The organism is Rhodanobacter sp. BL-MT-08 (genome assembly GCF_054161255.1).
In genome coordinates this window covers 3,511,675-3,536,960 of record NZ_CP167872.1, presented here as the reverse complement: position 1 = coordinate 3,536,960, position 25,286 = coordinate 3,511,675, and the positions used below count along the sequence as shown (strand labels likewise).

27 protein-coding genes and 1 tRNA gene are annotated in these 25,286 nt (G+C 63.2%); 21 read left to right on the top strand and 7 right to left on the bottom strand.

All coding sequences use genetic code 11. The annotated features are described in order from the left end of the window. Positions 1-260 precede the first annotated feature (260 nt). The 18 genes from ACDK93_RS15825 (at position 261) to ACDK93_RS15740 (ending at position 15,882) form a co-directional block, all read left to right on the top strand. Positions 261-608 carry an FmdB family zinc ribbon protein gene (locus tag ACDK93_RS15825; RefSeq protein WP_458069888.1) on the top strand — a complete coding sequence of 116 codons (348 nt, stop codon included), beginning with the start codon at positions 261-263 and terminating at the stop codon, positions 606-608. Positions 609-711: 103 nt separating this feature from the next. Beyond that, positions 712-2,478: an aspartate--tRNA ligase gene (gene aspS, locus ACDK93_RS15820; RefSeq protein ID WP_458069887.1), complete on the top strand. Its 1,767-nt coding sequence runs from the start codon at positions 712-714 to the stop codon at positions 2,476-2,478. Positions 2,479-2,638: 160 nt separating this feature from the next. Further along, positions 2,639-3,310: an esterase/lipase family protein gene (locus ACDK93_RS15815; protein WP_458069886.1), complete on the top strand. Its 672-nt coding sequence runs from the start codon at positions 2,639-2,641 to the stop codon at positions 3,308-3,310. Between the two features lie 94 nt (positions 3,311-3,404). After that, positions 3,405-4,139: a YebC/PmpR family DNA-binding transcriptional regulator gene (locus tag ACDK93_RS15810; protein ID WP_458069884.1), complete on the top strand. Its 735-nt coding sequence runs from the start codon at positions 3,405-3,407 to the stop codon at positions 4,137-4,139. A 78-nt stretch (positions 4,140-4,217) separates the two neighbouring features. After that, positions 4,218-4,739 carry a crossover junction endodeoxyribonuclease RuvC gene (ruvC, locus tag ACDK93_RS15805; protein WP_458069883.1) on the top strand — a complete coding sequence of 174 codons (522 nt, stop codon included), beginning with the start codon at positions 4,218-4,220 and terminating at the stop codon, positions 4,737-4,739. Between the two features lie 64 nt (positions 4,740-4,803). Beyond that, complete coding sequence (gene ruvA, locus ACDK93_RS15800; RefSeq protein WP_458069881.1) at positions 4,804-5,400, top strand: Holliday junction branch migration protein RuvA; 597 nt, start codon at positions 4,804-4,806, stop codon at positions 5,398-5,400. Between the two features lie 43 nt (positions 5,401-5,443). Beyond that, positions 5,444-7,306, top strand: coding sequence for a potassium transporter Kup (locus tag ACDK93_RS15795; RefSeq protein ID WP_458072492.1), 1,863 nt, complete (start codon positions 5,444-5,446; stop codon positions 7,304-7,306). A 238-nt stretch (positions 7,307-7,544) separates the two neighbouring features. Further along, entirely contained in the window at positions 7,545-8,594 is a 1,050-nt protein-coding gene (ruvB, locus tag ACDK93_RS15790; RefSeq protein WP_458069879.1) for a Holliday junction branch migration DNA helicase RuvB, read from the top strand. Beyond that, complete coding sequence (gene ybgC / locus ACDK93_RS15785) at positions 8,587-9,003, top strand: tol-pal system-associated acyl-CoA thioesterase (RefSeq protein ID WP_458069878.1); 417 nt, start codon at positions 8,587-8,589, stop codon at positions 9,001-9,003. Before ruvB ends, ybgC begins: the two co-directional genes overlap by 8 nt. Positions 9,004-9,147: 144 nt before the next feature. Then, positions 9,148-9,831 (top strand): protein TolQ, encoded by a 684-nt coding sequence (gene tolQ, locus ACDK93_RS15780; RefSeq protein WP_458069877.1) that lies wholly within the window; start codon positions 9,148-9,150, stop codon positions 9,829-9,831. A 14-nt stretch (positions 9,832-9,845) separates the two neighbouring features. Next, the gene (gene tolR, locus ACDK93_RS15775) at positions 9,846-10,295 is read left to right on the top strand and encodes a protein TolR (RefSeq protein ID WP_458069875.1); all 450 of its coding nucleotides are present in this window, start codon (positions 9,846-9,848) and stop codon (positions 10,293-10,295) included. Beyond that, entirely contained in the window at positions 10,282-11,223 is a 942-nt protein-coding gene (locus ACDK93_RS15770) for a cell envelope integrity protein TolA (RefSeq protein ID WP_458069874.1), read from the top strand. Before tolR ends, ACDK93_RS15770 begins: the two co-directional genes overlap by 14 nt. Continuing rightward, on the top strand, positions 11,220-12,557 hold the full coding sequence (gene tolB, locus ACDK93_RS15765; RefSeq protein WP_458069873.1) for a Tol-Pal system beta propeller repeat protein TolB: 1,338 nt from the start codon (positions 11,220-11,222) through the stop codon (positions 12,555-12,557). Before ACDK93_RS15770 ends, tolB begins: the two co-directional genes overlap by 4 nt. Before the next feature lie 245 nt (positions 12,558-12,802). Continuing rightward, positions 12,803-13,315 carry a peptidoglycan-associated lipoprotein Pal gene (gene pal / locus ACDK93_RS15760; RefSeq protein WP_458069871.1) on the top strand — a complete coding sequence of 171 codons (513 nt, stop codon included), beginning with the start codon at positions 12,803-12,805 and terminating at the stop codon, positions 13,313-13,315. Positions 13,316-13,324: 9 nt separating this feature from the next. After that, the gene (gene ybgF, locus ACDK93_RS15755; RefSeq protein WP_458069869.1) at positions 13,325-14,176 is read left to right on the top strand and encodes a tol-pal system protein YbgF; all 852 of its coding nucleotides are present in this window, start codon (positions 13,325-13,327) and stop codon (positions 14,174-14,176) included. A gap of 10 nt (positions 14,177-14,186) precedes the next feature. Next, on the top strand, positions 14,187-14,879 hold the full coding sequence (gene queE, locus ACDK93_RS15750) for a 7-carboxy-7-deazaguanine synthase QueE (RefSeq protein WP_458069867.1): 693 nt from the start codon (positions 14,187-14,189) through the stop codon (positions 14,877-14,879). A 177-nt stretch (positions 14,880-15,056) separates the two neighbouring features. Next, on the top strand, positions 15,057-15,743 hold the full coding sequence (gene queC, locus ACDK93_RS15745) for a 7-cyano-7-deazaguanine synthase QueC (RefSeq protein WP_458069866.1): 687 nt from the start codon (positions 15,057-15,059) through the stop codon (positions 15,741-15,743). A 63-nt stretch (positions 15,744-15,806) separates the two neighbouring features. Then, a tRNA-Lys gene (locus ACDK93_RS15740) sits at positions 15,807-15,882 on the top strand. A 343-nt stretch (positions 15,883-16,225) separates the two neighbouring features. Here the strand turns inward: ACDK93_RS15740 and ACDK93_RS15735 are convergent. From ACDK93_RS15735 to ACDK93_RS15715, 5 genes are all read right to left on the bottom strand, one after another. Next, positions 16,226-16,744, bottom strand: a complete 519-nt coding sequence (locus ACDK93_RS15735) for a hypothetical protein (protein ID WP_458069864.1) — start codon at positions 16,742-16,744, stop codon at positions 16,226-16,228. A gap of 92 nt (positions 16,745-16,836) precedes the next feature. Next, entirely contained in the window at positions 16,837-18,585 is a 1,749-nt protein-coding gene (locus ACDK93_RS15730) for an MASE1 domain-containing protein (protein ID WP_458069863.1), read from the bottom strand. 161 nt (positions 18,586-18,746) lie between these two features. After that, on the bottom strand, positions 18,747-19,463 hold the full coding sequence (locus tag ACDK93_RS15725; RefSeq protein ID WP_458069861.1) for a TVP38/TMEM64 family protein: 717 nt from the start codon (positions 19,461-19,463) through the stop codon (positions 18,747-18,749). Continuing rightward, positions 19,460-20,020, bottom strand: a complete 561-nt coding sequence (locus tag ACDK93_RS15720; protein ID WP_458069860.1) for a nucleoside deaminase — start codon at positions 20,018-20,020, stop codon at positions 19,460-19,462. Before ACDK93_RS15720 ends, ACDK93_RS15725 begins: the two co-directional genes overlap by 4 nt. Before the next feature lie 26 nt (positions 20,021-20,046). Continuing rightward, a complete protein-coding gene (locus ACDK93_RS15715) occupies positions 20,047-21,822 on the bottom strand; it encodes a glutamine--tRNA ligase/YqeY domain fusion protein (protein ID WP_458069858.1) in 1,776 nt (591 codons plus the stop codon). Between the two features lie 134 nt (positions 21,823-21,956). Between ACDK93_RS15715 and ACDK93_RS15710 the strand changes: the two genes are divergently transcribed. After that, entirely contained in the window at positions 21,957-22,235 is a 279-nt protein-coding gene (locus ACDK93_RS15710) for a putative signal transducing protein (protein ID WP_458072490.1), read from the top strand. Positions 22,236-22,305: 70 nt separating this feature from the next. Further along, positions 22,306-22,824, top strand: coding sequence for an adenine phosphoribosyltransferase (locus ACDK93_RS15705; protein ID WP_458069857.1), 519 nt, complete (start codon positions 22,306-22,308; stop codon positions 22,822-22,824). Positions 22,825-22,864: 40 nt separating this feature from the next. Here ACDK93_RS15705 and ACDK93_RS15700 read toward each other — a convergent pair whose 3' ends face one another. Together ACDK93_RS15700 and ACDK93_RS15695 are read right to left on the bottom strand one after the other, a co-directional pair. After that, positions 22,865-23,467, bottom strand: coding sequence for a hypothetical protein (locus ACDK93_RS15700; protein WP_458069855.1), 603 nt, complete (start codon positions 23,465-23,467; stop codon positions 22,865-22,867). A gap of 104 nt (positions 23,468-23,571) precedes the next feature. After that, positions 23,572-24,516: a LysR substrate-binding domain-containing protein gene (locus tag ACDK93_RS15695; RefSeq protein WP_458069854.1), complete on the bottom strand. Its 945-nt coding sequence runs from the start codon at positions 24,514-24,516 to the stop codon at positions 23,572-23,574. A 185-nt stretch (positions 24,517-24,701) separates the two neighbouring features. On the opposite strand from ACDK93_RS15695, the gene ACDK93_RS15690 reads away from it, so the two are divergent. After that, entirely contained in the window at positions 24,702-25,241 is a 540-nt protein-coding gene (locus ACDK93_RS15690; RefSeq protein ID WP_458069853.1) for a peroxiredoxin, read from the top strand. The last annotated feature ends 45 nt before the right edge of the window (positions 25,242-25,286 follow it).

Here is a 25,286-nt window from a genome sequence, read left to right as displayed (position 1 = left end):
CCTAGACGACGACCGTGATTCAGGGCGAAGGCAGCCGACGTTGGCTTACTGATGACACCAAATGGACGTCTAGATGCCTGAAGCAGGATGCAGCCATACGCCTGTGCGAGACGCGTCGCGAGGATCAAACAGGGGCTCGCCTAGCCGCTGGCGGAGGGCCGGTCGCGATGACGTTGCGCAGATGACGTTGAAATTCGGCCGATCGGGCTGATAATGGCGCGCTGTCGGTCATACGCCGACTTGAAGTTGGAGTTTTCCGGATGCCTATTTACGAGTTCGAGTGCGCCAGCTGCGGGCATCGCTTCGATCGCCTGCAGAAACTGTCGGACGACGACCCGACGATCTGCCCCAGCTGCGGCGCTCCGCAGCTCAAACGGCGCGTCAGTGCACCGACGTTTAGATTGGCCGGCAGCGGCTGGTACGAGACGGATTTCAAATCTGACAGCGACAAGAAACGCAACCTTGCCGACAGCAAGAGTGAGGGCGTCAGCGCCTCCAGCACCAAGCCGGAGTCTGCCGAGAAAGGCGCTACTGCCGCGGCACCTGCGCCCGCCGCGCCCGCACCGGCGTCATCGCCGTCGACACCTTCCGGCGGCAGCGCTGAATGAGGCGGTTGGCAGCGGCCGGCGTGCCGGGCAGGCCGCTGCGGTGATAAGATTGGCGGTCTTTTCCACCTGATTCAACCGCTTCGCGGTCCGGAGTTTCAAGCGCATGCGTACCCACTACTGCGGCCTCATCGACGAGTCGCTGATCGGCCAGACGGTCACGCTTTGCGGCTGGGTCAACACGCTGCGCCTGCAGAGCCACGTCGCGTTCGTCGATCTGCGCGACCACGAGGGCCTGGCCCAGGTGGTGATCGAGCGCGACAATGCGGCGGCTTTTGCCGTGGCTGGCGATATTGGCAACGAGTACTGCCTGCGCGTCACCGGCAAGCTGCGCCGACGTCTGTCGGTCAACGACAAACTGAAAACTGGCACGGTCGAACTGCTGGCCGAGACGGTGGAAGTGCTCAACGCCGCGAAAGATTTGCCGTTTGCGCTGCACGAAAACCCGAACGAGGAGATGCGCCTGACGTATCGCTACCTGGATCTGCGCCGCCCCGAGATGCAGGCGATGATGCGCAAGCGGATCAAGCTGGTGCAGTCGCTGCGCCGGTATCTCGACGAGCGCGGCTTCCAGGATGTGGAAACGCCGATTTTGACCAAGGCCACGCCGGAGGGCGCGCGCGACTATCTGGTACCCAGCCGCGTGCATCCGGGCCAGTTCTACGCGCTGCCGCAGTCGCCGCAGCTGTTCAAGCAGATTCTCATGATGGCGGGCTTCGACCGTTATTATCAGATTGCGCGCTGCTTCCGCGACGAGGATCTGCGCGCCGATCGCCAGCCCGAATTCACCCAGCTCGACCTGGAGTTCGCCTTCGTTGAAGAGAAGGACGTGCAGGATTTCGTCGAAGAACTCATTCGTCACGTCTTCCGCGAAGTGCAGGGCGTGGAACTCGACGCCGCGTTTCCGCGCATGACCTGGGCCGAGGCGATGCGTCGGTTCGGTTCGGACAAGCCCGACCTGCGCATTGCGCTGGAGCTGGTCGATATTGCGGACGCGGTGAAACATGTCGAGTTCAAGGTCTTTGCCGAGCCGGCCAACGATGTCGGCGGCCGCGTGGCGGCGCTGCGCGTGCCCGGCGGCAGCACGCTGACACGCAGGGAAATCGACCAGCTCAGCGAATACGTTGCGCGCTACGGCGCCAAAGGCCTGGCCTGGTTGCGCATCGACGATCTGGCCAAGGGCCGTGAGGGCATCAACTCGCCGGTGGCGAAGTTCCTCGACGACGCCGCGCTGGAAAACGTGCTCAAGGCCACCGGCGCACAGAGCGGCGACCTGCTGTTTTTCGGCGCCGGCAGCTGGAAAACCGTTACCGATTTCATGGGCGCCTTGCGCCTGAAGGTTGCCAAGGACCGCGGCCTGGTCGACGACAGCTGGAAGCCGCTGTGGGTCACCGATTTTCCGATGTTCGAATACGACGACGAGGCGAAGCGCTACGTGGCCCTGCATCACCCGTTCACCGCGCCCAAGGTCGACGACATCGGCGATCTGCGCGCCAACGCGGCGACGGCGGTGAGCCGCGGCTACGACATGGTGCTCAACGGCAACGAGATCGGCGGTGGCTCGATCCGTATCCATCGCCCGGACATGCAGAGCGCGGTGTTCGAGCTGCTCGGCATTGGCGCGGAAGAGGCCGAGATGAAGTTCGGCTTTTTGCTGAAGGCGTTGAAGTTCGGCGCGCCGCCGCACGGTGGCCTGGCTTTCGGCATCGACCGCATTGCCGCGCTGATGGCCGGCACCGAGTCCATTCGCGATGTGATCGCCTTCCCCAAGACCACCAGCGCGCAGGATTTGATGACCGATGCGCCGTCCATGGTCAGCGACGCGCAGCTGAAGGAGCTGCATGTGCGCGTGGCCGCCGACCCGATAAGCTGAGCGTTGCTGGTAGTGATGCCATCGATGCCGATGCAGGGGCGTCGATGGCGTTTGCACAACCCGTTGACATCGGCCATCGGCGCGGCGGGCACAATCAGGTTTCGTACTGCGGGGTAACTCTTCCCCGGCTGTTTTTCCGTTGTTTATCGATCCCTGACTCATGACCGAACATGTCATTTTGCTGCACGGCCTGTGGATGCGCGGTTTCGCGCTGGCCATGCTGCATCGGCGGATGATCGAGCAGGGTTTTCGCGTTCATCGTTTTGACTACATGAGCGTGGCCAATTCGCAGGAGCGCATTCTCGGTCGATTGCTCAAGCGCATGCAGTTGCTCGGCGAGGATTCGGTGTCGGTGCATCTGGTCGGACACAGCCTGGGTGGACTGCTGGCGCTGCAGGTCTGCCAGGAAGAAGGTCAGCTGCCGGCGGGCCGCATCGTCTGCCTCGGTTCGCCCCTGATGGGTAGCGCTGCCGCGCGCGGGTTCGCCCGCTGGGGCCGCGGCGGCGAGGTGCTGCTTGGGCACAATCGCGAACTGCTGGAGCAGGGGTTTGGCCGCTGGGACGGGCCGCGCGAGGTCGGCATGATCGCCGGCCGCACGCCGATCGGTCTGGGCGCGGTGCTGGCCAATATCGAGGGCGAGCATGACGGCACGGTGGCGGTAGAGGAAACCCGGCTGCCCGGCCTCGCCGATCATTGTGTGGTGGATACCAGCCACACCGGCCTGCTTTTCTCGACCGATGTGGCGCTGCATACGGGCCGCTTTCTGCGTCAGGGCTCTTTCGCGCCGGCGGCAGCCCTGCCGCAGCAAGCCGATTCCCTCCCTTTGGTTTGAGCTGCAGCAACGGTCCGGAAACAGCTTTTGCCGTCTTGCCTCACGAGTGCGTTAAAATCACCGGCTCGTTCATCCGCGCAGCGCAGGAATCGTCATGGGTAGAGGTCCGTCCATCGAAGGTCGTAAGAGCGTCGAAGACGCCAAGCGCGCCAAGGTGTTTACCAAGCTGATCCGCGAGATCACCGTGGCCACGCGCGCCGGCGTCGCCGACCCGGCCGAAAACGCCCGCTTGCGTTCGGCGGTGGACAAGGCGCTGTCGGCCAACATGACCCGCGACACCATCGACCGCGCGATCAAGCGTGGCTCCGGTGCCGACGGCGGCGCCGAAATGCACGAGATGCGCTACGAGGGCTACGGCCCGGCCGGCGTCGCCTTCATCATCGACTGCGTCACCGACAACCCGGTGCGCACGGTCGCCGACGTGCGTCACGCGCTGACCAAGCACGGCGGCAATCTGGGCACCAGCGGCTCGGTGGCGTTCCAGTTCCACCGCTGCGGTGAGCTGGTGTTCGATACCGCCGGCGACGAGGCGCTGGAAGAAAAGGTTCTCGAAGCCGCGCTGGAAGCGGGCGCCGACGACGTCGTGAACGAGGCGGGCGAAAGCAGCGTGCTCTGCACGCCGGACAGCCTCGACGCCGTGCAGCAGGCGCTCGCTGCAGCAGGGCTGACGCCGGCGCGCGCCGAGGTGGTGATGCGGCCGGCCAATCGCAGCGCCGTGCCTGCCGAAGCGCAGGAGACGCTGCTCGATCTGATCGACTGGCTGGAAGAACTGGACGACGTGCACGACGTTTATCACAACGCACTGCTGCCGGCCGAGGCTCATCCGTAAGCGGCTGTCGGCGGGACGCTCCCGCCGCCGCGACAGGCTTGATCATGATGTCCTTTCAGTCTCCGTGAGCCGCCCGTCATGACACGCATCATCGGCATCGATCCGGGCAGCCAGCGCACCGGTGTGGGCATCATCGATGTCGACGACACCGGCAAGCTCAGCCACGTCTTTCACGGTGCGCTGGCTGTCGCGGGCGAGGCGACGTTTCCGCTGCGGCTGAAACGCATCTTTGACGAACTGTGTGACATCATCGCCACGCATCGGCCGGCCGAGTGCGGCATCGAGCGCGTGTTCATGGCGCGCAATCCGGACTCGGCGCTGAAGCTGGGGCAGGCTCGTGGGGCGGCGATTTGCGCGGTGGTCAGCCGCGACATTGAAGTGCACGAATACGCGGCAACGGAAGTCAAAAAGTCCATCGTGGGCGGCGGTCGCAGCGACAAGACTCAGGTGCAGCACATGATCGGTATTTTGCTGGGAATCAAGGGGCCGCTGCAGGCGGATGCGGCTGACGCGCTGGCGATCGCCGTGACGCACGCGCATACGCGGTCCAGTCTCGCTCGCGTCGGCATTCCACGCACGGCCTGGAGACGGCGCCGATGAAATTCTCCAATGTGGTCACTGAGATTACGATCGGCGATGTAGCGATCAGCGAGACCCGCCGGCGATGATCGGTCGTCTTCGCGGCATTCTGATATCCAAACAGCCGCCATGGCTGATGATCGAGGTTGGCGGCGTCGGCTACGAGCTGGAAGCGCCGATGTCGACCATCTACGACCTGCCGGCCACCGGCAAGGAAGTGACCCTGCTCACGCATTACGCGGTCAAGGAAGACAGCGTGGCGTTATACGGTTTCATGCACGAGTCCGAGCGGGCGTTGTTCCGCAGCCTGCAGAAGGTCAGCGGCATCGGCGCCAAGATTGCGCTGGCGGTGCTGTCCGGCGTGTCCACCGAACATTTCGCGCGACTGGTGCAAACCGGCGACGTGGTGGCGCTGACCAAGATTCCGGGCATCGGCAAGAAAACCGCCGAACGCATCGTGATCGAGCTGCGCGATCGCGTCGACGGACTCACCAGCATTCCCGGTACGCGCGTGAATGGCGCCGACGCGCCGCTCGATGCGGCTGGCGAGGCCACAGTAGCGCTGCAGCAGCTCGGTTACAAGCCGGCCGAGGTGACGCGGCTGGTACAAAAAGTGGCAGCCGACGGCGACACCGCCGAGGCCATTATTCGCAAGGCGCTGCGCGCCGCATTGGGAGGTTGATTCCGTGACTCAGGCCATACCGCAGGGCGACGGCACGACCGATATGCGTCGCCGGCTCGCCGTGCTCGCACTGGGCGCGATCGGCGTGGTTTACGGCGATATCGGCACCAGCCCGCTTTACACCTTGCAGGTCACGCTCACGCATGACGGCATGAAGCCGACGCCAGAAGCGATCTTCGGCGTCCTGTCGCTGATTTTCTGGGCGCAGATTCTGGTGATATCGCTGAAGTACGTGGTCTTCATCATGCGTGCCGACAATAAGGGCGAGGGCGGCATCATGGCGCTGATGGCACTGGCCCAGCGCAGCGTGCGCGATCGGCCCAACCTGCGATGGGTCTTGGCGATTCTGGGTATTTTCGGCGCGTCGCTGTTTTATGGCGATGGCGTGATTACGCCGGCCATTTCCGTTCTTTCCGCTGTGGAAGGTCTGAAAGTGGTTGCGCCCAATCTGGCGCACTGGGTCGTACCGATCACGCTGGTTATTCTGCTGGGCCTATTCGCTATCCAGCGCAGCGGAACCGAACGGGTGGGCAAACTGTTCGGACCGATCATGGTGATCTGGTTCGTGGTGATCGCGCTGTTCGGTTTGCGCATGATCATACTCAACCCCCACGTATTGCTGGCGGTCGATCCGCGCCACGCCGTGTGGTTTTTTCATCACCACGGTTTTCAGGGCTTCCTCGCGCTGGGCGGCGTGGTTCTGGCCATCACCGGTGGTGAGGCGCTGTACGCCGATATGGGCCACTTCGGCAAACAGCCGATCCGCTTCGCCTGGTTCAGTTTCGTGCTGCCAGCGCTGTTGCTGAATTACTTCGGCCAGGGTGCGATGCTGCTGGCCGATCCCAGCACGATCGACAGTCCGTTTTTTCGCCTGGTGCCGGACCTGTTGAAGGTGCCGATGATCATACTGGCCTGCATGGCCACCGTGATCGCATCGCAGGCGGTGATTTCCGGCGCGTTCTCGATGACGCGCGAGGCGATGTCGCTGGGCTACTCGCCGCGCATGGCGGTCGTGCACACCTCGAACGAGATGTCCGGTCAGGTCTTCGTGCCGTGGGTGAACTACTTCCTCCTGATCATGGTGATGCTGGCGGTGCTGGGCTTCCGCTCGTCGGATAACCTCAGCGCCGCCTACGGCATCGCAGTGACGGGCACTATGGCCATTACTTCGCTGCTCGCCCTGGTGGTCGCGCGCTATCAGTGGCGCTGGAACCTGGCCACCGTGATCGGCGTGGGTGCGCTGTTTCTGGTGATCGACCTGTCGTTCTTCAGCGCCAACCTGATCAAGATCGAATACGGCGGCTGGTTTCCGCTGGCCCTGGGCGTGGTGGTTTTCGCCATGATGACCACCTGGCGGCGGGGCCGCGAGCTGGTTCTGCGCGAAATCAAGCAGTCGGGCCTTGCGTTGAAGCCCTTCATCGAAAACATCAGCCAGCATCCGCCGCTGCGCGTGCCGGGCACGGCGGTATTTCTTACCGGTAACCAAAATTCGGTGCCCAGCGCGCTTTTGCATAACCTCAAGCACAACAAGGTGCTGCACGAGCGCAACGTGCTGCTGACGGTGGAAATGCTGGAAACGCCCGTGGCCGAAAGGTCCGAGCGAATCAACCTGCTCACCTTGGGCGACGATTTCTACGGGCTGGAGCTGCATTTCGGTTTCGCTGAGTACCCGAACATTCCCCAGGCACTGATGGATTGCAGCCGGGAAGGACTGCAGTTCGACATGATGGACACCACGTTCTTCCTCTCGCGCGAAAACATCGTCGCCGATCAGCGTCGACCCGGCATGGCGCTGTGGCGCGACAAGCTGTTCGTGTTCATGGCGCGCAATGCGCTGCCGGCGACGGCGTTCTTCCAGATTCCGGGCAACCGGCTGATCGAGCTGGGCGCGCAGGTGGAGATCTAGCTAAAGCCGGGAACGGGAGTTGGGACGCGCGCAGCGCGAACGCCAAAGGCGGCCCGAAGGGCGCGCGGCGAAGCCGCGAGTCAACGGGGAACATCAGCCGTTCCGCCTTTGAATGCGTCTGCGGCGGAATGGGTTGTGTCGCTGTTTTGCTTTTGGCCTTTACGCTCTCCCCGTTCCCCGTTCCCCGTTCCCCGTTCCCCGTTCCCCGTTCCCCGTTCCTGCCTGCCATAATTTCCGCATGACCGAAGCGCGCATCATTACCGCAGCCGCACAGCTGGACGACGCGGCTCTCGAAGCCACCATTCGTCCGCGGCGACTCGCCGAATATCTCGGCCAGCAGGCGGTGCGCGAGCAGCTGTCGATCTATATCGAGGCGGCGCGCAAGCGCGGCGGCGCGCTGGATCACGTGCTGATCTTCGGGCCGCCGGGTCTGGGCAAGACCACGCTGAGCCATGTGATTGCGAATGAGCTGGGCGTCAACGTGCGCTCCACTTCCGGCCCGGTGCTGGAGCGCGCCGGCGACCTGGCCGCGCTGCTGACGAATCTCGAAGCGAACGACGTGCTGTTCGTCGACGAAATCCATCGCCTGTCGCCGGTGGTGGAAGAAGTGCTCTATCCGGCGATGGAAGATTTCCAGATCGACATCATGATCGGCGAAGGTCCGGCCGCGCGCTCGATCAAGCTCGATCTGCCGCCGTTCACGCTGATTGGTGCCACGACCCGCGCCGGCATGCTCACTGCGCCATTGCGCGATCGGTTCGGCATCGTGCAGCGGCTGGAGTTCTATTCCACCGACGAACTCACTCAGATCGTGCGGCGTGCCGCGCGCATTCTGGGCATTGTCTGCGCCCCTGAGGGCGCGACCGAAATCGCCCGGCGCTCGCGCGGCACGCCGCGTATCGCCAACCGCCTGCTGCGGCGCGTGCGCGACTACGCCGAAGTGCGGGCGGAAGGCGAGATCACTCTCGCAGCGGCAAAGGCCGCACTGGACATGCTGAAGATCGACCCGGAAGGCTTCGATGAACTCGATCGGCGCCTGCTCAGCCTGATCGTCGAGAACTTCGACGGCGGTCCTGTCGGTGTCGAATCGCTGGCCGCAGCGCTGAGCGAGGACCGCGGCACGCTGGAAGACGTGGTCGAGCCGTATCTGATCCAGCAGGGCTATCTGATCCGCACGGCGCGCGGTCGCATGGTGAGCGCCAAGGGCTGGCGTCATCTGGGGCTGGCGCCGCCGCCGCGCGCGGTGCTGCCGGCCGATCTTTTTCAGGCGGATGCCGGCGATGTCTGATTCGCTGCTGCCCTTTCACTGGCCGGTGCGCGTGTACTGGGAGGACACCGACGCCGGCGGCGTGGTCTACCACGCCAGCTACGTGCGCTTTCTCGAGCGCGCCCGCAGCGAATGGCTGCGGGCCATCGGCATCGACCAGTCGGTGCTACGCAAGGCGACCGGTTTGGGCTTCATGGTGAAGGACATGCAGATCGATTTCGTCCGGCCCGCCCTGCTGGATGATGAACTGTCGGTAACGGTAGACGTCAAAGAGCGGCGCGCAGCCAGTATCCTGTTTGCGCAGACCGTGCTGCGCGGTGACGGCACTTGCCTGATCCGAGCCACGGTTCGGGCCGCCTGTGTCGACCTCGAGCGCATGCGGCCGGCGCAAATCCCGGCAGATCTTTTTCCCGCCGGTTCCATTGCCTGAATTCCAGACGCTGGCTCGGCGGTTGCCTGCCGAACCAGCCGATAAAAGCCCGCGTGATGGGAAGCCATCCGATCGACGTGGGCGTGCATCCCGATAACCTAGGTTTTACCTCAATCAAGCCGACCGGCGGAGAACCCTCAAGCAATGAACGGTGGACTGAATATTTTTACCCTGGTTGCGAATTCCAGCATTCCAGTCCTGCTGGTGCTGCTGGTGCTGGTGGTGTTTTCCTTCATGTCGTGGGTGATCATCATCCGCAAGCATTCGCAGACCAAGGCGGCGATGGAAAACGCCGAGGCCTTCGAGGAGCGCTTCTGGTCCGGCGGCGATCTGGCCCAGCTGTTTCGCGAGGTCAGCAATCGCGGCGGCGCCGGCGGCATCGAAAACATCTTCGAGTCGGGCTTTCGCGAATTCGCGCGCCAGCGCCAGCGCAAGACGCACGACGTGCGTACCATCGTCGAGAGCTCCGAGCGCGCCATGCGCGTCACCGGCACCAAGGAGATTGGCCTGCTCGAGCGCAATCTGGAGTTTCTGGCCAACGTCGGTTCGATCAGCCCCTACGTGGGCCTGTTCGGAACGGTGTGGGGCATCATGGGTGCGTTCCAGGGCCTGGGGGAAATGAAGGATGTGACCATCGCCGTGGTCGCTCCGCACATTTCCGAAGCGCTGATCGCCACCGCCATGGGCCTGTTCGCCGCCATTCCTGCGCAGTGGGCGTACAACCGCTTCGCCACCAAGGTCGAGCGCGTGGCCTCGCATTACGAAGTGTTCCAGGAAGAGTTTTCCTCCGTGCTGCAGCGGCAGATCCAGACCGACGACACGGTCTGAGCGGAGCAGCATTCATGGCCATTTCCCAGCGTCGCAAACGCTACAAGCTGAAGTCCGAGATCAACGTCGTGCCGTACATCGACGTGATGCTGGTGCTCTTGATCATCTTCATGGTGACCACGCCGATGATGAAGAGCCTCGGCGTGCCGGTGCAGTTGCCTGAGAGCAACGCCAAGTCGCTGAAGGACATCAAGGATCCGCTGGTCGTGTCGGTGGATCAGAACGGGCAGATTTTCCTCAAGGTCGGCGACGGCAAGGCCGATCCGGTCAGCGTGCAGGAATTCACCACCAAGATCACCGCGTTTCAGCAGGCCAATCCGGATCTGCAGGTCGTGCTGGCTGGCGACAAGAATGCCATCTACGGCAAGGTCTACGTGATCCTGCCGATTCTGCAGCAGGCTGGCGTGACCAAGATCGGCCTCATGAGCCAGCCGGGGTCGGGCGGGACGAATGGACGAAAGTAAGGGCACGCCGAAGGCGGTCATACTTTCCGCCATCCTGCACGTCGGTATCGTCGCGTTTCTGTTTCTCGCGACGCTGCCGTGCTCGAGCTTCGAAAATTTCATCACTTCGCTGGGCCTGCCCGCGTGGATGAATCCGATCACCTGTACACCGCCGCTCAATCTGCAGGGGCAGGTGATCGAGGCCATGCTGATGGGCCCCACCGGCAGCCCGCCGCCGAAAACCGTGAAGACCAAGGTGCCAGACACGGTCCCGCCACCGCCGACGACGCCACCTCCGCCACCGACTCCGCCCAAGCCGGACGAGCCCAAGATCAAGACCCTGCCGCCGCCGCCGGAGCATCCGGATACGGTGGATCAGGAGAAAGTGGTCGAGAACGCGCTGCAGAAAGCCGACGACGCAAAAAAGCTGCAGGAAGAAAAAGAGCAGCAGCGTCAGTCCGAGCTCGACGCGCAGGCGGTCAAGAAAAAGCAGGAAGAGCAGAAGAAGGTCGACGAGCTGTTCAAAAAGATGGATGCGGCGGCCGACCAGACCAAAAAGCTCGACAGCAAGGCGAAGCAGGCCAAGCAGCAGATGGAGGATCTGGCCAGCGACCAGAGCCAGCCGGATTTGCCCAAGGCCGACCAGCTGCAGAGTGGCAATAACAGCGATCACACCGATCTCAGCAGCGCGTATGCGGCCGCCATTCAGAATGCGGTCACGCCGAACTGGCTGCGGCCGGATAACATCGCGGCGGCGCCGTGTGACGTCAATATCGTGCAATCTCCGGGCGGCGACGTGATCAGCGCCACCGCCGCAGCCAACTGTCCGTATGACGACGCCGGCAAACGTTCGGTCGAAAATGCGGTCCTTCGTACCAAGACCTTGCCTTACAAAGGCTTCGAAAGCGTGTTCCGTCGCAACCTTACCTTCACCTTCAGGCCGCAATGATCAAGCCCATGCGCAAACTCAGCTCAAGCTTCGCCTTCATCCTGCTGGCCTTCGTGGCGATCTTCGCTACGTCCGCTAATGCGCAGCAGTCTCTGAAGATTGACATCGTCGGCGGCGTCAAGACGGCCACCCCGATCACCGTGGTGCCCTTCGCCCTGCAGGGAGGTGCGCAGCCGCCGACCGACGTGGCCGACGTTATCCATAACGATTTCAACCGTTCGGGCAAGTTCCGCGCGCTCGACAAGGCCAACATCGTCGAGCTGCCGTCGCAAGGCTCGGACATCAAGTTCGCCACCTGGCGCCTGCTCAAGCAGGACTACATCGTGGTCGGCCGCCTCAAGGACGCCGGCAACGGCATGGTCCAGGTCGAGTACGAGCTGTGGGACGTGAACAAGCAGCAAAGCCTGCTGTCGCAGTCGATGCAGCCGGCGCCCGTCGGCGACCTGCGTAACGTCGCGCACCAGATCGCTGATGCGATCTACGAAAAGATCACCGGCGTGCGCGGGGCCTTCTGGACCCGTATCGCCTACATCACGGCCGTCGGCCTGGGTAACAACACGAGCTACTCGCTGCTGGTCGCCGATTCCGACGGCTTCAACCCGCAGGTGGTCGCGCGTTCGAAAGAGTCGCTGCTGTCGCCGGCGTGGTCGCCGGATGGCAAGAAAATCGCCTACGTATCGTTTGAAAGCGGCAACTCCAACATTTACGTACAGGACATCACCACTGGCGCGCGCCAGCTGGTGGAATCGCATCCCAAGGGAATCAACGGTGCGCCAGCCTGGTCGCCCGACGGCAGCAAGCTGGCCGTGGCGCTGTCGTTCACCGGCAACTTGAACATTTATGTGCTGAACATGGCCACCCGTCAGGAAACCCGGGTGACCTCCGACAATCTCGCCATCAATACGCAGCCGGTCTGGTCGCCTGACGGTCAGACGATCTACTTCACCTCCGATCGCTCGGGTCGCCCGCAGATCTATCAGGTACCGGCCAGCGGCGGCACGGCTACGCGCATCAGCTTCCAGGGTCAGAACAACCAGAACGTCTCGGTAAGTTACGACGGCAAGCAGATAGCGATGGTGCAGGGCAATGGCAACGTGTATCGTATTGCCATCGCGGATCAGACTCTCGGCGGCCAGGTGCACTTTGTGTCTCCGGGGCCGTATGACGAATCGCCGAGCTTTGCACCCAATGCCAGCATGCTGCTGTATGCCGCCACCGAGGGGACCCGCGGTGTACTGTATTCCGTGTCGGCAGATGGCAACGTTCGCCAGCGGCTGGTGCTGGCCGACGGCGATGTGCGTGAACCCGCCTGGGGGCCGTACCGTCAGCGTTGATATCTGAGTGATACCGGCTGCGATCACGCGCCGGTGTCGTTCTGCCAGGGAAGGGGCCGAGGCGCTGCGAACGTTTCATTGAGGCCGCGATACTTTACTGTGTCGCGGTTGTATCGCGTGGTTGATCAGGATGATGCACAATCACGTTTACAGTAGTGTCAAAATAACAGCCGGCCCACCGGCGTCGCTGTCCCGTTACCTCATCGTCATCGTTGTCGGAAACTCAACCGTTAAGGAATGTCACCATGAATAACACCGTACGTATTGCCCTGGTCGCCCTGCTTTGCGTCAGCGCGGCCGCCTGCTCCAAGAAAGCTGTGAAGCCGACCGCTCAGCCGGCTCCCGTCGACAACGGCGCCATGACTCAGCCCGACACCGGCGCCGGCAAGTACAAGCTCGGCGATCTGGAGAGCGACGCCTGCCTGCGCCAGCGCGTGGTGTACTTCGACTTCAACCAGACCGAGATCAAGCCGGAGTTCCAGCAGATCGTGGCCTGCCACGCCAAGTACCTGCAGGATCGTCCGACCTCGCAGATGCGTCTGGAAGGCAACACCGACGAGCGCGGCACGCGTGAGTACAATCTCGGCCTCGGCGAGCGTCGCGGCAAGGCTGTCTCCGATGCGCTGACGGCTGCCGGCGGTTCGGCCAGCCAGATCAACGTGATCAGCAACGGCAAAGAGAAGCCGGTCTGCCGCGAACACAACGAGGATTGCTGGAGCAAGAATCGTCGCGTCGAGATCGTCTACACCGCCGAGTAATCAGCACGCATGAAGAAGAAACTGGCTATCAGCTTTGCAGCCAGAACAAGCATGGCGGGCGCGTTAGCGTCCGCCATGTTTTTTGCGTCCGCGGTTACCGCGCAGGACTCGCGTCTGAGTCTGGCCGACCGCGTCACGCGACTGGAGCAGCAGGCACAAAACAAGGACCAGGGCGGCATCGGCATGGTCAACCAGATGCAGCAACTGCAGGCCCAGGTGCAGCAGCTGCAGGGTCAGATCGAGGAGCTGCAGCACAGCCAGCAGCAGCTCGACGACAAAAACAAGGCCCAGTACGGCGATATCGATGCGCGTCTGAGCCGGCTCGAAAGCAACGGTGCGGGCGCCAATGCCGCCAAGCCGCCGGCCAACGAGCCACCCGCACCACCCCAGAATAATCCACCGGCGGTTGCGCCACCGGCCGCCGCTGCGATCGCGCCGGCCGGCGCCGCCGCCAGCCCTGCCGCGGCTGATCCTGGTGCGGCGGCTGCTTACGATGTCGCCTTCAAGGCGATCCGCGCGGGCGACTACGTGTCGGCTTCGCGCGATTTCCGTGGATTCATCCAAAAATACCCCAGCGATGCACTGACGCCCAACGCCTTCTACTGGCTCGGCGAGTCGTACTACGCCACGATGAATTATCCGGTGGCCGTCGAGGCGTTCCAGCATCTGCTGAGCCAGTTTCCGCAGAGCGAAAAAGCGCCGGACGCCCTGCTCAAGCTTGGCTACTGTCAGATCGAGCTGAAGCAGGTGCCGCAGGCCAAGGCCACGCTTACCGCGGTGGGCAGCAAGTATCCCGGCTCCAAGGCGGCGAGCCTGGCCAAGGAGCGGCTGCGCCAGATCCAGCAGTCCTCGGCCAACTGAGGCGGTGGCAGTGCGTGCTGAAAATGCTCGCTTGGTTTCCGCTACGCCAGCCTCGCCCGTCGCCGAGCGATTGCGCATCACGGAAATTTTCCACTCGATCCAGGGCGAGGCCGACGCGATCGGCTGGCGCACGGTGTTCGTCCGTCTTACCGGCTGTCCCCTGCGCTGCGTGTGGTGCGATACCGAATATTCGTTTTATGGTGGCAACTGGCGGGCGATCGACGACATTCTCGTCGAGGTCGCCAAGCATGACGTGAGGCATGTCTGCGTTACCGGCGGTGAGCCGCTGTCGCAGAAGCGCTGCCTGATCCTTCTGAAAAAGCTCTGCGACGCCGGCTACGACGTGTCGCTGGAAACCTCCGGCGCAATCGATGTTGCGCCGGTCGATCCGCGCGTGCGCAAGGTCATGGATCTGAAGGCACCCGATTCCGGCGAGAGCGGACGCAATCTCTGGTCGAACCTCGGTCACCTGCTGCCGCACGATCAAATCAAGATCGTGATAGCTAGCCGCACCGACTACGAATGGTCGCGCGCGATGCTGGAGGAGCACGCACTGGCGCAGCGCTGCATGGTGCTATTTTCGCCCGTGCACGGTGCAGTGGAGCCGCGCGAGCTGGCCGAGTGGATCATCGAAGACAAGCTGCCGGTGCGGTTCCAGCTGCAGCTGCACAAGCTGCTATGGGACGACGCGGCTGGCAAATGACTGTGCGTCGCTCATGAGAGAGACGATCGACATCGACAGGCGGCCATCCGTGGCCGCACGCTTCAAGAAAATCCGCGCTGTGGCCATGTTGCCGCAAGTGAAAGGAAGCCCCGCGCCGGCCTGTGCTGCCGGTGGCGTTTATGGCCGGTGACCGGTCGACTTCGTGTGGAACATCTCATGTCAGAAAAATCTTTACCTCGCGCCGTCGTGCTGGTCTCAGGTGGCATGGACTCGGCGGTCACCATCGCGCTGGCGCGCGAGCAGGGCTATCAGGTGCACGCCCTCAGTGTGGCCTATGGGCAGCGTCACAGCTCCGAGCTAGCTGCCTCCGCGCGCGTGTCGAGCATGCTTGGCGCGGTGGAGCACAAAACGGTTACGGTGGATTTGCGCAGCATCGGTGGCTCCGCGCTGACCGCCGATATCGACGTGCCGCTGGACACCGTGGATAACACCGATATCCCGGTAACGTATGTGCCGGCGCGCAACACCATCATGCTGTCGATCGCGCTGGGCTGGGCCGAGGTGCTCGGCTCAAGCGACATCTGGTGCGGCGTCAACGCGGTGGATTATTCCGGCTATCCGGACTGTCGTCCCGCTTTTATCGAAGCCTTCGAAACGCTGGCCAATGTGGCGACCAAGGCCGGTGTCGAAGGCGCGGGCATCCGCATCCATGCGCCGTTGATGCGCATGGGGAAGGCCGATATCGCACGCGAAGGTCAGCGCCTCGGTATCGATTTTTCCGCGACGGTGAGCTGCTATAACGCCGACAGCGAGGGTCGAGCCTGCGGTCATTGCGACGCCTGCCGGTTGCGCGCGCAGGGTTTCCGCGATGCCGGCCTGTCCGATCCCACGCGCTACGTGTGACCGTCTGTCTGCTTGTGCCCACGCGCCCCAGCCCGTAAAATTGCGGGCTGGCTTTCGCTAGTCGGGTCGTTAGCTCAGTTGGTAGAGCAGTAGACTTTTAATCTATTGGTCCCGGGTTCGAATCCCGGACGACCCACCATATCAACAGGCAAGCCTCAGCATCAGCTGCAGAGCCCGGTACCTAGTGGGTTTTGCCATTTTTGTGGTGGCAAAAAACGTCACCGTATTCCAGCGGCGTGCACGGCATGTGGTGGTATTTCCGTGGTGCATTCGCCTCAGGCGCGGCTTTCCCCGTTTTTCACCAGCGCGGTTTTGCCGGGCAGGGTCAATGGAAACGGTGAACCTTGCCCGGTCGGCTCCGGCGAGTTGCTGCTTTGCGAAACGCAACGGCGGATGCCGCAATGGAACTGGCCATGTGCGATAAGCACTTGGCCTGTTCCACGAGGGCTATGCTGATGAGGGGATGAGATATCGGTCAGGTATCACTGACCGCTAGCGCCGCATGGAGGGCAGTCCAGAGGGGTCGCCGGAGGCGCCGCGTGGGTGGTCGTTGCCTTCGGCGATGTCTTGGCAATGGCCGTCCATACGGTGCTGCCATCGCTCTGGTAGCGAGCCGTCAGCTGCACATCCTTATCCTGGTACACGGTGACGGCTGGCGCGCTACTGTCGAGTGCGGCGGCAAGCGGTTTTGTCGGGGTGGACACGCGCTGGGCATCGGCACCGAGCGGGAGCACGAGAAAATAGCCGTCAGCAGTGGCCAGCGTCGCACGCACTGTGCCGACCAGATCATTGACCTGGATGTATTTGACCTTGTCCCGCACGAATGCGTAGACGCGCCAGCCTGGCGCAGCGCTGACATTCGCCATCTGCGGCCACGACTGGCCCAGACTTGGCGGTGGCTGGCTGGGAGCGGTCTGCGGCTGTGCCATGGCAGGCAATGCCACGATGCCGGCGATCAATCCCACCAGCAATGATGCACACTGTGCATGGTTTCGAATCATGGTGTCACCTCTGTTGGGTAATTCACATGCAACCAATTAGGTATCGAAGGATTCTATCCCGCTGTCGCTTTGCAAGCGGCGGCCTTTCCGTCTTACGCCGCGTAGAGCGCGCGTCGTTTTTTATCTTCGGCGCGCAAGGCATCTGGCTTGATGTCCGGCGTATCCAGCAACGACACGCTGACGCGCTGCTGCCGCCTGTTGGAGCGCAACCTGCCCTGGTAGAGGCTGGCACGATCTCGCATGCCGGCAAGGTCCAGGCCCATGGCGCCGAGTCGTGACAAGAGCAGATGGCTGCTTTGGGGTAACGCGATCAGCAGGGGCGGCGCCGCTGGCGGCTCGGGTTCGCCGACCACGGTCAGCATGGCCCAGGGAATATCGCGCATTGGCCCCACCATGCCCACGCGGACGTGGAGACGAATACACGGCGTGGCAGGCGATTGCATCAACGTGTAAGCCACCGCTTCGCAAGCCAGACGGTAAAGCGTCCACTGCGCCCCCGGCGTCAGCAGGGCAACCCGCTCCGATACGTGGTTATCGAAGGTGACCCCATATTCTTCCATGGCATCGGCGATTGCACCGGCCCGGAGCGCCGTCAGCAAACCCAGGCGCGGCCATTTCCAGGGCGCGGGAAGAAAGCTTTCCTGCACCGAGGACGAGAAGCGCCGGACCAGAACCAGCAGCGTGCGAAAGTAGTGCAGCTCTTTTTCGGGAAGCACGTCGCGGACGCGTTCCAACAGGCGGTCATAGCCCTCCTGCATGTACTCGTTGGCATGCCCCTGCATTTCCATGCCCCGGCGCAGGCGCAGTTCGCCCTGATGGATTTCGCGCTGTGCGGCCTGCCGGACTTGTGTATGGTCGGTCACCAGCTTCTGTTCCTGCTCATTGAGCGAGTTGATCTTCGCCCCCAGAGGCAGCAGCACCGAGAGAAAAATCGACATGAAGTTCTGGGCGTTGATGATCCCGGGATCGTACTGTGCGGGCATGCTCAGCATGATTCCGATGCTCGCCGCAGTTCCGCCCACCGCCGCGCCCTGCCAGCCGTAGCGCACGGCCATCCACGCCACGGGCAAAAACAGCGCCATGCGTGCGGCTTGCCGCCACATGTCGCCCGCAACGCCCGCGCCTATAGCCGTCAACAGCCCGACACAGGACAAGCCCAAGACAACGCCCTCGAGCAGCAGGCGGCTGCGGCCCATTTGCCTGAGCAGAGCACTCCAGGAATCCGCCTGGCGAATGGCTTGGTGAATGGCCAGCGCCAGCGGCACGACCGTCAGACAGCCGAGATAATTTCCCAGGACAAAGCGCGGCGCCCACAGACGGATCAGGGCGGGGCCGTTCTGCCCCGGCAGGAACGTCAAGGCGTATTGCCACGTGCCGTCGGCGGCTGTCAGCAAGGCAAAGCCGAGGATGCGCCCCAGCAAGGTCACCATATGCCTGGCCGTGACCGATTCGAGCACCCACTTGCCGGACACGGCGCCAGGCAGACGCATGCGCAGCGGCCATGCCACCGCCATGGCAAACGCCGATATCGGAATGAGATGTAGCAATGATCCGCCCCAGCCGTATTGGTCGAAACAGGCATAGGCGCCTGGAATCAGTGCCGTGACATTCGCCACCAACAAGGTTGGCCAGAAACGCCGGGGCAGCAGCAACACGCCGGCTAGCCAGATTCCGGCCTGTGGCATCCAGTGGGCGAAATAGATCAGCGAAAGATGGCGCACTGTCAGGTACGCCCCGCAGAGGAGCAGAGCAACGAGCAAATGCTGCTGCCATCGTGTCCCCATCCCCTTAAGCATGCCGGTCTCCCTCCGTGAACTGAACGGGTTTTGCGCCATATCCATGCCATCGCTCTGTCAGCACTCTCTGAGAGCAGGCAAACGTCATCATTCCCTCCCGACTTTTATTAGCTTGCCGTCGCTCATCGTGTCAATGCGAAATAGTCCTAAGCGAAAACGGTGCTGAATCGGCCTGCGACATACCGGGGTCGTCTGGCAGCGCAGCTTCAGTCTGCGGAGTTGTCAGTTTTGCGATAGCGCCGCGTGATCCGCTCGATCAGCAGCGGCAGCAGCGCCAGCAGCGCCAGAGCGCCCGACGGCAGCAGTACTTCGCGATGCATGAAAAGATCCATGCTGAAGCTGGAGCTCTGGCTGAGCACCGTGCCGATGCCGGCGCCGATCGAGGTTTCGAAGATCAGCGTGATGGTGCCGCCCAGCCAGGTCGCGCCGATAAACAGCCACAGCGGGCAGCGCAGCCAGGCGAGTCCGACGGTGACCGGACCGAACGGCAGGATCGGCAGAAAGCGCAGGAACAGCGTGTAACTCACGGGGTGACGTTCGAAGCCGTGATGGAGTCTGGCCACGATCACCGGCGGCCTGCGACTGCCGCTGCCAAAGGCATAGCGGCTGGCAAGGAAGAGAACCAGCGAGCCCAGTGTGAGCGCGACGGACGAACACAGCGTGCCCTCGACCACGCCGAAGGCGAAACCGCCGGCGAGGATCACGATGATGGTGCCGGGAATGCCGGTGCAGGTGGTCAGCGTCAGCAGGCCGACAAAGACCAGCCGGCTCAGCCACGGATGTGCCGCGATGTGGGCATGAATCTGCACCTGATGCGCCACCAGCTGCTGCGGCGTGAACCGGTCGAGCGCGCCCGAGGCGAACAGTACGATGCCGGCCAGTATCAGCAGGACCAGCGGCAGCGAGGCGCGCAGGCGATTCAATACGGCGTACCGCGGGCGCCGTAGTCGGCCAGGACCGCACGCGCCTTGTCGCGCAGAATATCGCGGCGCACGGCGATGCCGCGGCGTTCCAGCTCGCCGATCCAGTCGTTAGGCAGCGGGCCTTCGTCAAAGTCGGTGAGTTCCTCGACGTCGTCGGCGCGGGCGCCGATCAGCAGTTCGTCGATGCCGGCCCACACGGTGGCGCCGTAGCACTGGCAGCACGGCTGAGCGCTGGTCGCCAGCACGTAGCAGCCGCCGTTCTGGTTCAGGCGGTGCTGCGTCAGGCGCTGCTGCGCGACCATCAGCGCCATGATTTCCGCATGCGCGACCGAACAACTCTGCACCACGACGCGATTGACGCCGATGGCGATCAAACGTCCATTTGCTGCATCGAAAACCGCCGCGCCGAACGGGCCGCCGCTTTGCTCGGCCACGTTGCGCCGCGATAGTTCGATCGCCAGCCCGACGCGTTCCTCATCACTGAGGTAAGTCCGGCCAATATCGACGATATCGCCCATCCAGGGTGGCAAGGTCAGATGGATCTGCAGTGGCAGCATCGCGGTCCCTTCCTCTTCCTGTCCGTCTACTGGCCAGCTTGCCTCGCCCAGGTATCACGCAGTGTGACAGTGCGGTTGAATACCGGCTTCGCCGGCTGGTGGTCAACGCGATCGGCGACAAAATAGCCTAGTCGCTCGAACTGGAAGCGCTGCTCCGGCGCCACGTTCGCCGCCGCCGGTTCCAGCCACGCGTGCACCACGCGCTTGGCCTGCGGGTTGATGTGCTCGAGCCAGGTCTTGCCATCCTCTTCGCTTTCGGGCGCGGCGACGTTGAACTGGCGATCGTAGATGCGCACTTCTGCGGCGACGGCGTGCTTGGCGCTGACCCAGTGGATCGTGCCCTTCACCTTGCGATCGGCGCCGGCCATGCCGTGGCGCGTTTCCGGATCGAGCGTGCAACGCAGCTCGATCACGTTGCCGTCGGCGTCCTTGATCATCTGTTCGCACTTGATGATGCCGACGCCGCGCAGGCGCACCTCGCCGTCGGGCTTCAGGCGATGAAAGCCCTTTGGCGGAATTTCGGCGAAATCCTCGCGTTCGATCCACAGCGCGGGCGAAAAGGGCACGTCGCGCTGACCGAAACTTTCGTCCTTCGGATGATTGGCAAAGCGCAGCGTCTCTTCGTGATCGGCGGGCAGGTTGGTGATCACCAGCTTGATCGGATCAAGCACGGCCATGCGCCGCGCCGCGGTGACGTCGAGGTCTTCGCGGATGCAGTTCTCCAGAATCGCATAGTCGATCACGCTGTTCTGCTTACTCACGCCCACGCGCTCGATCAGCAGGCGCAGCCCGGCTGGCGTAAAGCCGCGACGACGCAGGCCGCGCAGCGTGTTCATGCGCGGATCGTCCCAGCCGTCGACGAAGTTTTCCGCAACCAGCTGGGCCAGCTTGCGCTTGCTGGTGATGCAGTAGCTGAGGTTGAGCCGCGAAAATTCGATCTGCCGGGGCTTGGCCGGCTGTGTGCGCACGCCCGCGTCGAGCAGCGACTTCCACAGTTCGGGATGGTTCGGCAGATCGACGCTGTCGACAAACCAGTCGTACAGCGGTCGATGATCCTCGAACTCCAGCGTGCACAGCGAGTGGGTGATGCCTTCCAGCGCGTCGGACAGGCAGTGCGCGTAGTCGTACATCGGATAGATCGGCCACGCGTCGCCGGTGTTCTGGTGGGTGATCTTGCGGATGCGGTAGATCGCCGGGTCACGCATGTTCATGTTGCCGGAGGCCATGTCGATCTTCGCGCGCAGCGTCTTGCTGCCGTCGGCGAATTCGCCCGCGCGCATGCGCCGGAACAGGTCCAGATTTTCCTCGACGCTGCGCTCGCGATAGGGCGAGTTGCGCCCGGCGGTGGTTAGCGTGCCGCGATACTCGCGCATGTCCTCGGCATTGAGATCATCGACGTACGCCTTGCCGTCCTCGATCAGCTTCAGGGCGGAGCGGTACATCACCTCGAAATAGTCCGAGGCGTGGCGCAGGTCGTGCCACTCGAAGCCGAGCCAGCGCACGTCGTCCTTGATGCCTTCGACGAATTCGGGGTCTTCCTTGCCGGGGTTGGTATCGTCCAGGCGCAGATTGCACCAGCCCTTGAACTCGCCGGCGATGCCGAAATTCAGACAGATTGCCTTGGCGTGGCCGATATGCAGATAGCCGTTCGGCTCCGGCGGAAAGCGCGTGTGGATGGCGCGGTGCTTGCCCGAGGCGAGGTCGTCGCGCACGATCTGCCGGATGAAATTTTGCTGCACGGCCGGCGTCCCGTTCGATGTGGCCGGGATGACAGGTTCGACGGTAAGGTTTTCGGTCGACATCGTGCAAAAACTCGCGGGCAATAGCGGAAACGTGCCAGTTTACCCTGTCACCGCCGCCGGGCGCAGAAAGCGGCCGCGCAGCGCAGTCGCGGCATCGCTTGCCGATCGCGCGTGCGGGAGTTAGCTTGCAAGTCATGCACATCATTTACCGCGCCGATAATCTATTTGACGCCCATCTGGTGAAAGATGCGCTGGAGGCTGAGGGCATTCCGGCGTTCATCGCTGGCGAATACCTGACCGGTGCCGTCGGCCAGCTGCCGGCGATGGATTACATCGCCGTGATGGTGCCCGAATCGAGCCTGCCGGCGGCCAGCGACATTGTCCGCGAAGTGGAGGCGCAGCTCAGCGAGGCCCGGCTGGCGATGGAGGCGCAGGAGGATGCGCCGGACGATCCGCTGGTTGTGTTCTGTTAACGCTCCAATTAGGCCGCACTCCAATCCATTCCAGCATCGAACCGCGCCAGCGCGTAGCAAGCCGTAGGCCATGAACGATATCGTCTCTTTGATCCGCGCCGTTCCGGACTTTCCCGTAGCGGGAGTCACCTTTCGCGATATCACGCCGCTGCTGGCCGACGCCCGCGCCTTTGCCCGCTGCATCAGCGCGCTGGCCGAGCCATGGGCAGACCAGAACGTGCAGGCGGTCTGCGGCATCGAGGCGCGCGGTTTCATCTTTGGCGTGGGGCTGGCGCAGAAGCTGGGCGCCGGCTTTGTGCCGCTGCGCAAACCCGGCAAGCTGCCGCCGCCGGTGATGACGGTGGATTATCAGCTGGAGTACGGCAGCGATCGGCTTGAAGCGAGCACCGGCGTACTCCAGCCCGGACAGCGCGCGCTGCTCGTCGACGACGTGCTGGCGACCGGCGGCACGCTGGCGGCGGCGCATGCGTTGATTCAGCGGCTGGGCGGGGAGGTGGCGGGCGCCAGCGTGCTGATCGAGCTTGGTGCAATGGACGGGCGAAGCCGCTGGCCGGGCGATTCACCTCTGCACAGCCTGTTGCGCTACTGACGGCTGTCGAATCAAGCCGGACAAAATTGCCCGATGAAAGCTACGGCCTCACTACGGCGAACTGTTCCACGTACACCAGCTCGCAGGCGCCAGCGCCCACATCGTCTCTCGTCATCGAGGTTTTCCAGCGCCAGCCGTCCGGACGGCTGGCGTCGACCAGGAAACCTTCGAAGTGCACCACCTGGCCGACGCGCACGTGTTCGAGTTCGTATTTGACGCCGGCATCGGCCGGGATCATGTGCATGTTGGCGCTGGAGGTTTCGATCTCGCGGCGGGGAATCGGAAACTGCTCCACGCGCCAGTAGTAGAAGCGATCGGACTGGGTGATCTTGATGTTCGCCAGCACGGCGCTGTCCGACATGCGGCCCCAGCCCAGCGCGAGGTCTTCGGGGATCAGCTTGGCATCGGCGCCCCACGAATAGTCTTCGCGGGAAAGCACACGCGCGGTCACCACGAAATGCGCGCGCGTGGTGAGGGTGACGTCGCCCTTCTGCAGCACCGGCGCGCCGGCGCCGAAGTCATCCTGCTGCGGACTATCGGGCGCCAGCACGCCGGTCGGCGGCACGACCGCGCGATGTCGCCAGTGGGACAGGGCGCCCCAGCCGACCAGCAGCACCAGCAGGGCGATCAGTAGTCGACGCATGACGCGCTAAGCCTGTGTGGGTTGGTCCGATGATGTGGTGAAACGCGACGAGCTTATCAACAGGTTTATCGAGCGGCTTTATCGCTCGCCATGGTCTGGCGAAATCAGCCCTTGGCCTGCTTTGCCCGTCTGGCTGCCTCGATACCCGGCACGAACAGACCGGCCGGCAGCTCCTGGAACACCTTGGCCAGGCGCGTGAGAAAGCCCGTCATCGACGCACTCTTGCGCCACACCATCGCGATACGCCGGCTCGGCGGATGCCCTGCGAATTCGATCAGATGCACGTTGTCGGTGCGCGCCATCGGCGGTTTGGTCGCCAGCGTGGGCAGCAAGGTGATGCCCACGTTGGCAGCCACCATCTGGCGCAGGGTTTCCAGGCTGGTGGCGCGGAAACCGGTTTTTTCGCCGGCGCCGGCGAGCTGACACACTTCCAGCGCCTGATCGCGCAGGCAGTGGCCGTCCTCAAGCAGCAGCAGCCGCTCGGCGGCCAGGTCGGACAGCTTGAGCCGGCCTTTCTGCTTCACCAGCGCATGGTTGTTCGGCACGGCCAGCACGAAGGGTTCTTCAAACAGGAACTCCGTGTGCAGCGAATCCTCGTGCAGCGGCAGCGCCAGGATGCCGGCGTCGAGCGAGCCGTCACGCAGCATGTGGATGATGTTCTCGGTTTTGCCTTCCGTCAGCAGCAGTTCCAGCCGCGGGAAGCGATCACGCAGCAGCGGAATGACGTGCGGCAGCAGGTAGGGCCCGAGGGTAGGGAAGATGCCCAGCCGCAGCGTGCCGGCTTCCGGATCGCGGGTGCGTTGCGCGGTGGCCTTGATCTCGTCGACCTCGGCCAGCACCATGCGTGCGCGGCGCGCGATTTCCCGACCGGTTTCGGTGAGCAGCACCTTGCGCGGCATGCGCTCGACCAGGGTCACGCCGAGCTCTTCTTCCAGCTTCTTGATCTGGGTCGACAGGGTCGGCTGGCTGACGAAACTGGCCTCCGCGGCACGGCCGAAATGGCGGTGTTCGGCCAGGGCGACGAGATAGTGCAGGTCACGCAGATTCATGAGCAGAGTCAGTTGCCGTGATAGTTGGTGCCTATGATTGTGATGTAAACCATCAATTTGAACAATCTGCCCCGGCTGCGTACGATGGTGCATCGCGACACGCTGCAAACGTTGCGGTTGTTCAGAAACTGACCAACCATTTTGCAGGGCGTCAATCTGCCACACCCCACCATTGGAGAAAAACCATGCTGACCATCGGCGACAAGTTCCCGCAGTTCAACCTTCTCGCGACCGTCTCCACCGAGAGCGTCGAGAAGGCGTTCGCTCCGATCGACAATGGCACCTACAAGGGCAAGTGGTTGCTGGTGTTCTTTTACCCGAAGGACTTCACCTTCGTCTGCCCGACCGAGATCAAGGGTTTCGGCGACCTGAACAGCCAGTTCGCCGACCGCGACTGCCAGGTGCTGGCCGCCAGCACGGACAGTGAGTTCGTGCATCTGGCCTGGCGCAAGGACCACAAGGATCTGCGCGACCTGCCGTTCCCGATGCTGGCCGACATCAAGAAAGACCTGACCTCGGCCCTGGGCATCTTGGGCGACGACGGCGTGGCCCAGCGCGCCACGTTCCTGGTCGATCCGGACGGCATCATCCGCTTTGTCTATGTCACCGACGGTTCGGTCGGCCGTAACCCGCAGGAAGTGCTGCGCGTGCTGGACGCGCTGCAGACCGACGAGCTGTGCCCGTGCAACTGGAGCAAGGGTGAAGAGACCCTGCACGTTGCCTAATAGCGCTCTCGCGTTGACAGTGATTTGCTCGCAACACCCCGCGCG

What these genes read in the sequence shown, in the direction of transcription:
- ACDK93_RS15700 (WP_458069855.1), bottom strand. Translation starts at nt 23,467, where the DNA reads ATGCGTCGACTACTGATCGCCCTGCTGGTGCTGCTGGTCGGCTGGGGC.
- ACDK93_RS15735 (WP_458069864.1), bottom strand. Translation starts at nt 16,744, where the DNA reads ATGATTCGAAACCATGCACAGTGTGCATCATTGCTGGTGGGATTGATC.
- ACDK93_RS15825 (WP_458069888.1), top strand. Translation starts at nt 261, where the DNA reads ATGCCTATTTACGAGTTCGAGTGCGCCAGCTGCGGGCATCGCTTCGAT.
- ybgC (WP_458069878.1), top strand. Translation starts at nt 8,587, where the DNA reads ATGTCTGATTCGCTGCTGCCCTTTCACTGGCCGGTGCGCGTGTACTGG.
- ACDK93_RS15770 (WP_458069874.1), top strand. Translation starts at nt 10,282, where the DNA reads ATGGACGAAAGTAAGGGCACGCCGAAGGCGGTCATACTTTCCGCCATC.
- ACDK93_RS15795 (WP_458072492.1), top strand. Translation starts at nt 5,444, where the DNA reads ATGCGTCGCCGGCTCGCCGTGCTCGCACTGGGCGCGATCGGCGTGGTT.
- tolQ (WP_458069877.1), top strand. Translation starts at nt 9,148, where the DNA reads ATGAACGGTGGACTGAATATTTTTACCCTGGTTGCGAATTCCAGCATT.
- ybgF (WP_458069869.1), top strand. Translation starts at nt 13,325, where the DNA reads ATGAAGAAGAAACTGGCTATCAGCTTTGCAGCCAGAACAAGCATGGCG.
- ACDK93_RS15810 (WP_458069884.1), top strand. Translation starts at nt 3,405, where the DNA reads ATGGGTAGAGGTCCGTCCATCGAAGGTCGTAAGAGCGTCGAAGACGCC.
- ACDK93_RS15705 (WP_458069857.1), top strand. Translation starts at nt 22,306, where the DNA reads ATGAACGATATCGTCTCTTTGATCCGCGCCGTTCCGGACTTTCCCGTA.
- ACDK93_RS15710 (WP_458072490.1), top strand. Translation starts at nt 21,957, where the DNA reads ATGCACATCATTTACCGCGCCGATAATCTATTTGACGCCCATCTGGTG.
- ruvC (WP_458069883.1), top strand. Translation starts at nt 4,218, where the DNA reads ATGACACGCATCATCGGCATCGATCCGGGCAGCCAGCGCACCGGTGTG.
- ACDK93_RS15720 (WP_458069860.1), bottom strand. Translation starts at nt 20,020, where the DNA reads ATGCTGCCACTGCAGATCCATCTGACCTTGCCACCCTGGATGGGCGAT.
- tolB (WP_458069873.1), top strand. Translation starts at nt 11,220, where the DNA reads ATGATCAAGCCCATGCGCAAACTCAGCTCAAGCTTCGCCTTCATCCTG.
- ACDK93_RS15715 (WP_458069858.1), bottom strand. Translation starts at nt 21,822, where the DNA reads ATGTCGACCGAAAACCTTACCGTCGAACCTGTCATCCCGGCCACATCG.
- ACDK93_RS15815 (WP_458069886.1), top strand. Translation starts at nt 2,639, where the DNA reads ATGACCGAACATGTCATTTTGCTGCACGGCCTGTGGATGCGCGGTTTC.
- ACDK93_RS15690 (WP_458069853.1), top strand. Translation starts at nt 24,702, where the DNA reads ATGCTGACCATCGGCGACAAGTTCCCGCAGTTCAACCTTCTCGCGACC.
- pal (WP_458069871.1), top strand. Translation starts at nt 12,803, where the DNA reads ATGAATAACACCGTACGTATTGCCCTGGTCGCCCTGCTTTGCGTCAGC.
- queC (WP_458069866.1), top strand. Translation starts at nt 15,057, where the DNA reads ATGTCAGAAAAATCTTTACCTCGCGCCGTCGTGCTGGTCTCAGGTGGC.
- ruvB (WP_458069879.1), top strand. Translation starts at nt 7,545, where the DNA reads ATGACCGAAGCGCGCATCATTACCGCAGCCGCACAGCTGGACGACGCG.
- ACDK93_RS15695 (WP_458069854.1), bottom strand. Translation starts at nt 24,516, where the DNA reads ATGAATCTGCGTGACCTGCACTATCTCGTCGCCCTGGCCGAACACCGC.
- tolR (WP_458069875.1), top strand. Translation starts at nt 9,846, where the DNA reads ATGGCCATTTCCCAGCGTCGCAAACGCTACAAGCTGAAGTCCGAGATC.
- aspS (WP_458069887.1), top strand. Translation starts at nt 712, where the DNA reads ATGCGTACCCACTACTGCGGCCTCATCGACGAGTCGCTGATCGGCCAG.
- ruvA (WP_458069881.1), top strand. Translation starts at nt 4,804, where the DNA reads ATGATCGGTCGTCTTCGCGGCATTCTGATATCCAAACAGCCGCCATGG.
- ACDK93_RS15730 (WP_458069863.1), bottom strand. Translation starts at nt 18,585, where the DNA reads ATGGATATGGCGCAAAACCCGTTCAGTTCACGGAGGGAGACCGGCATG.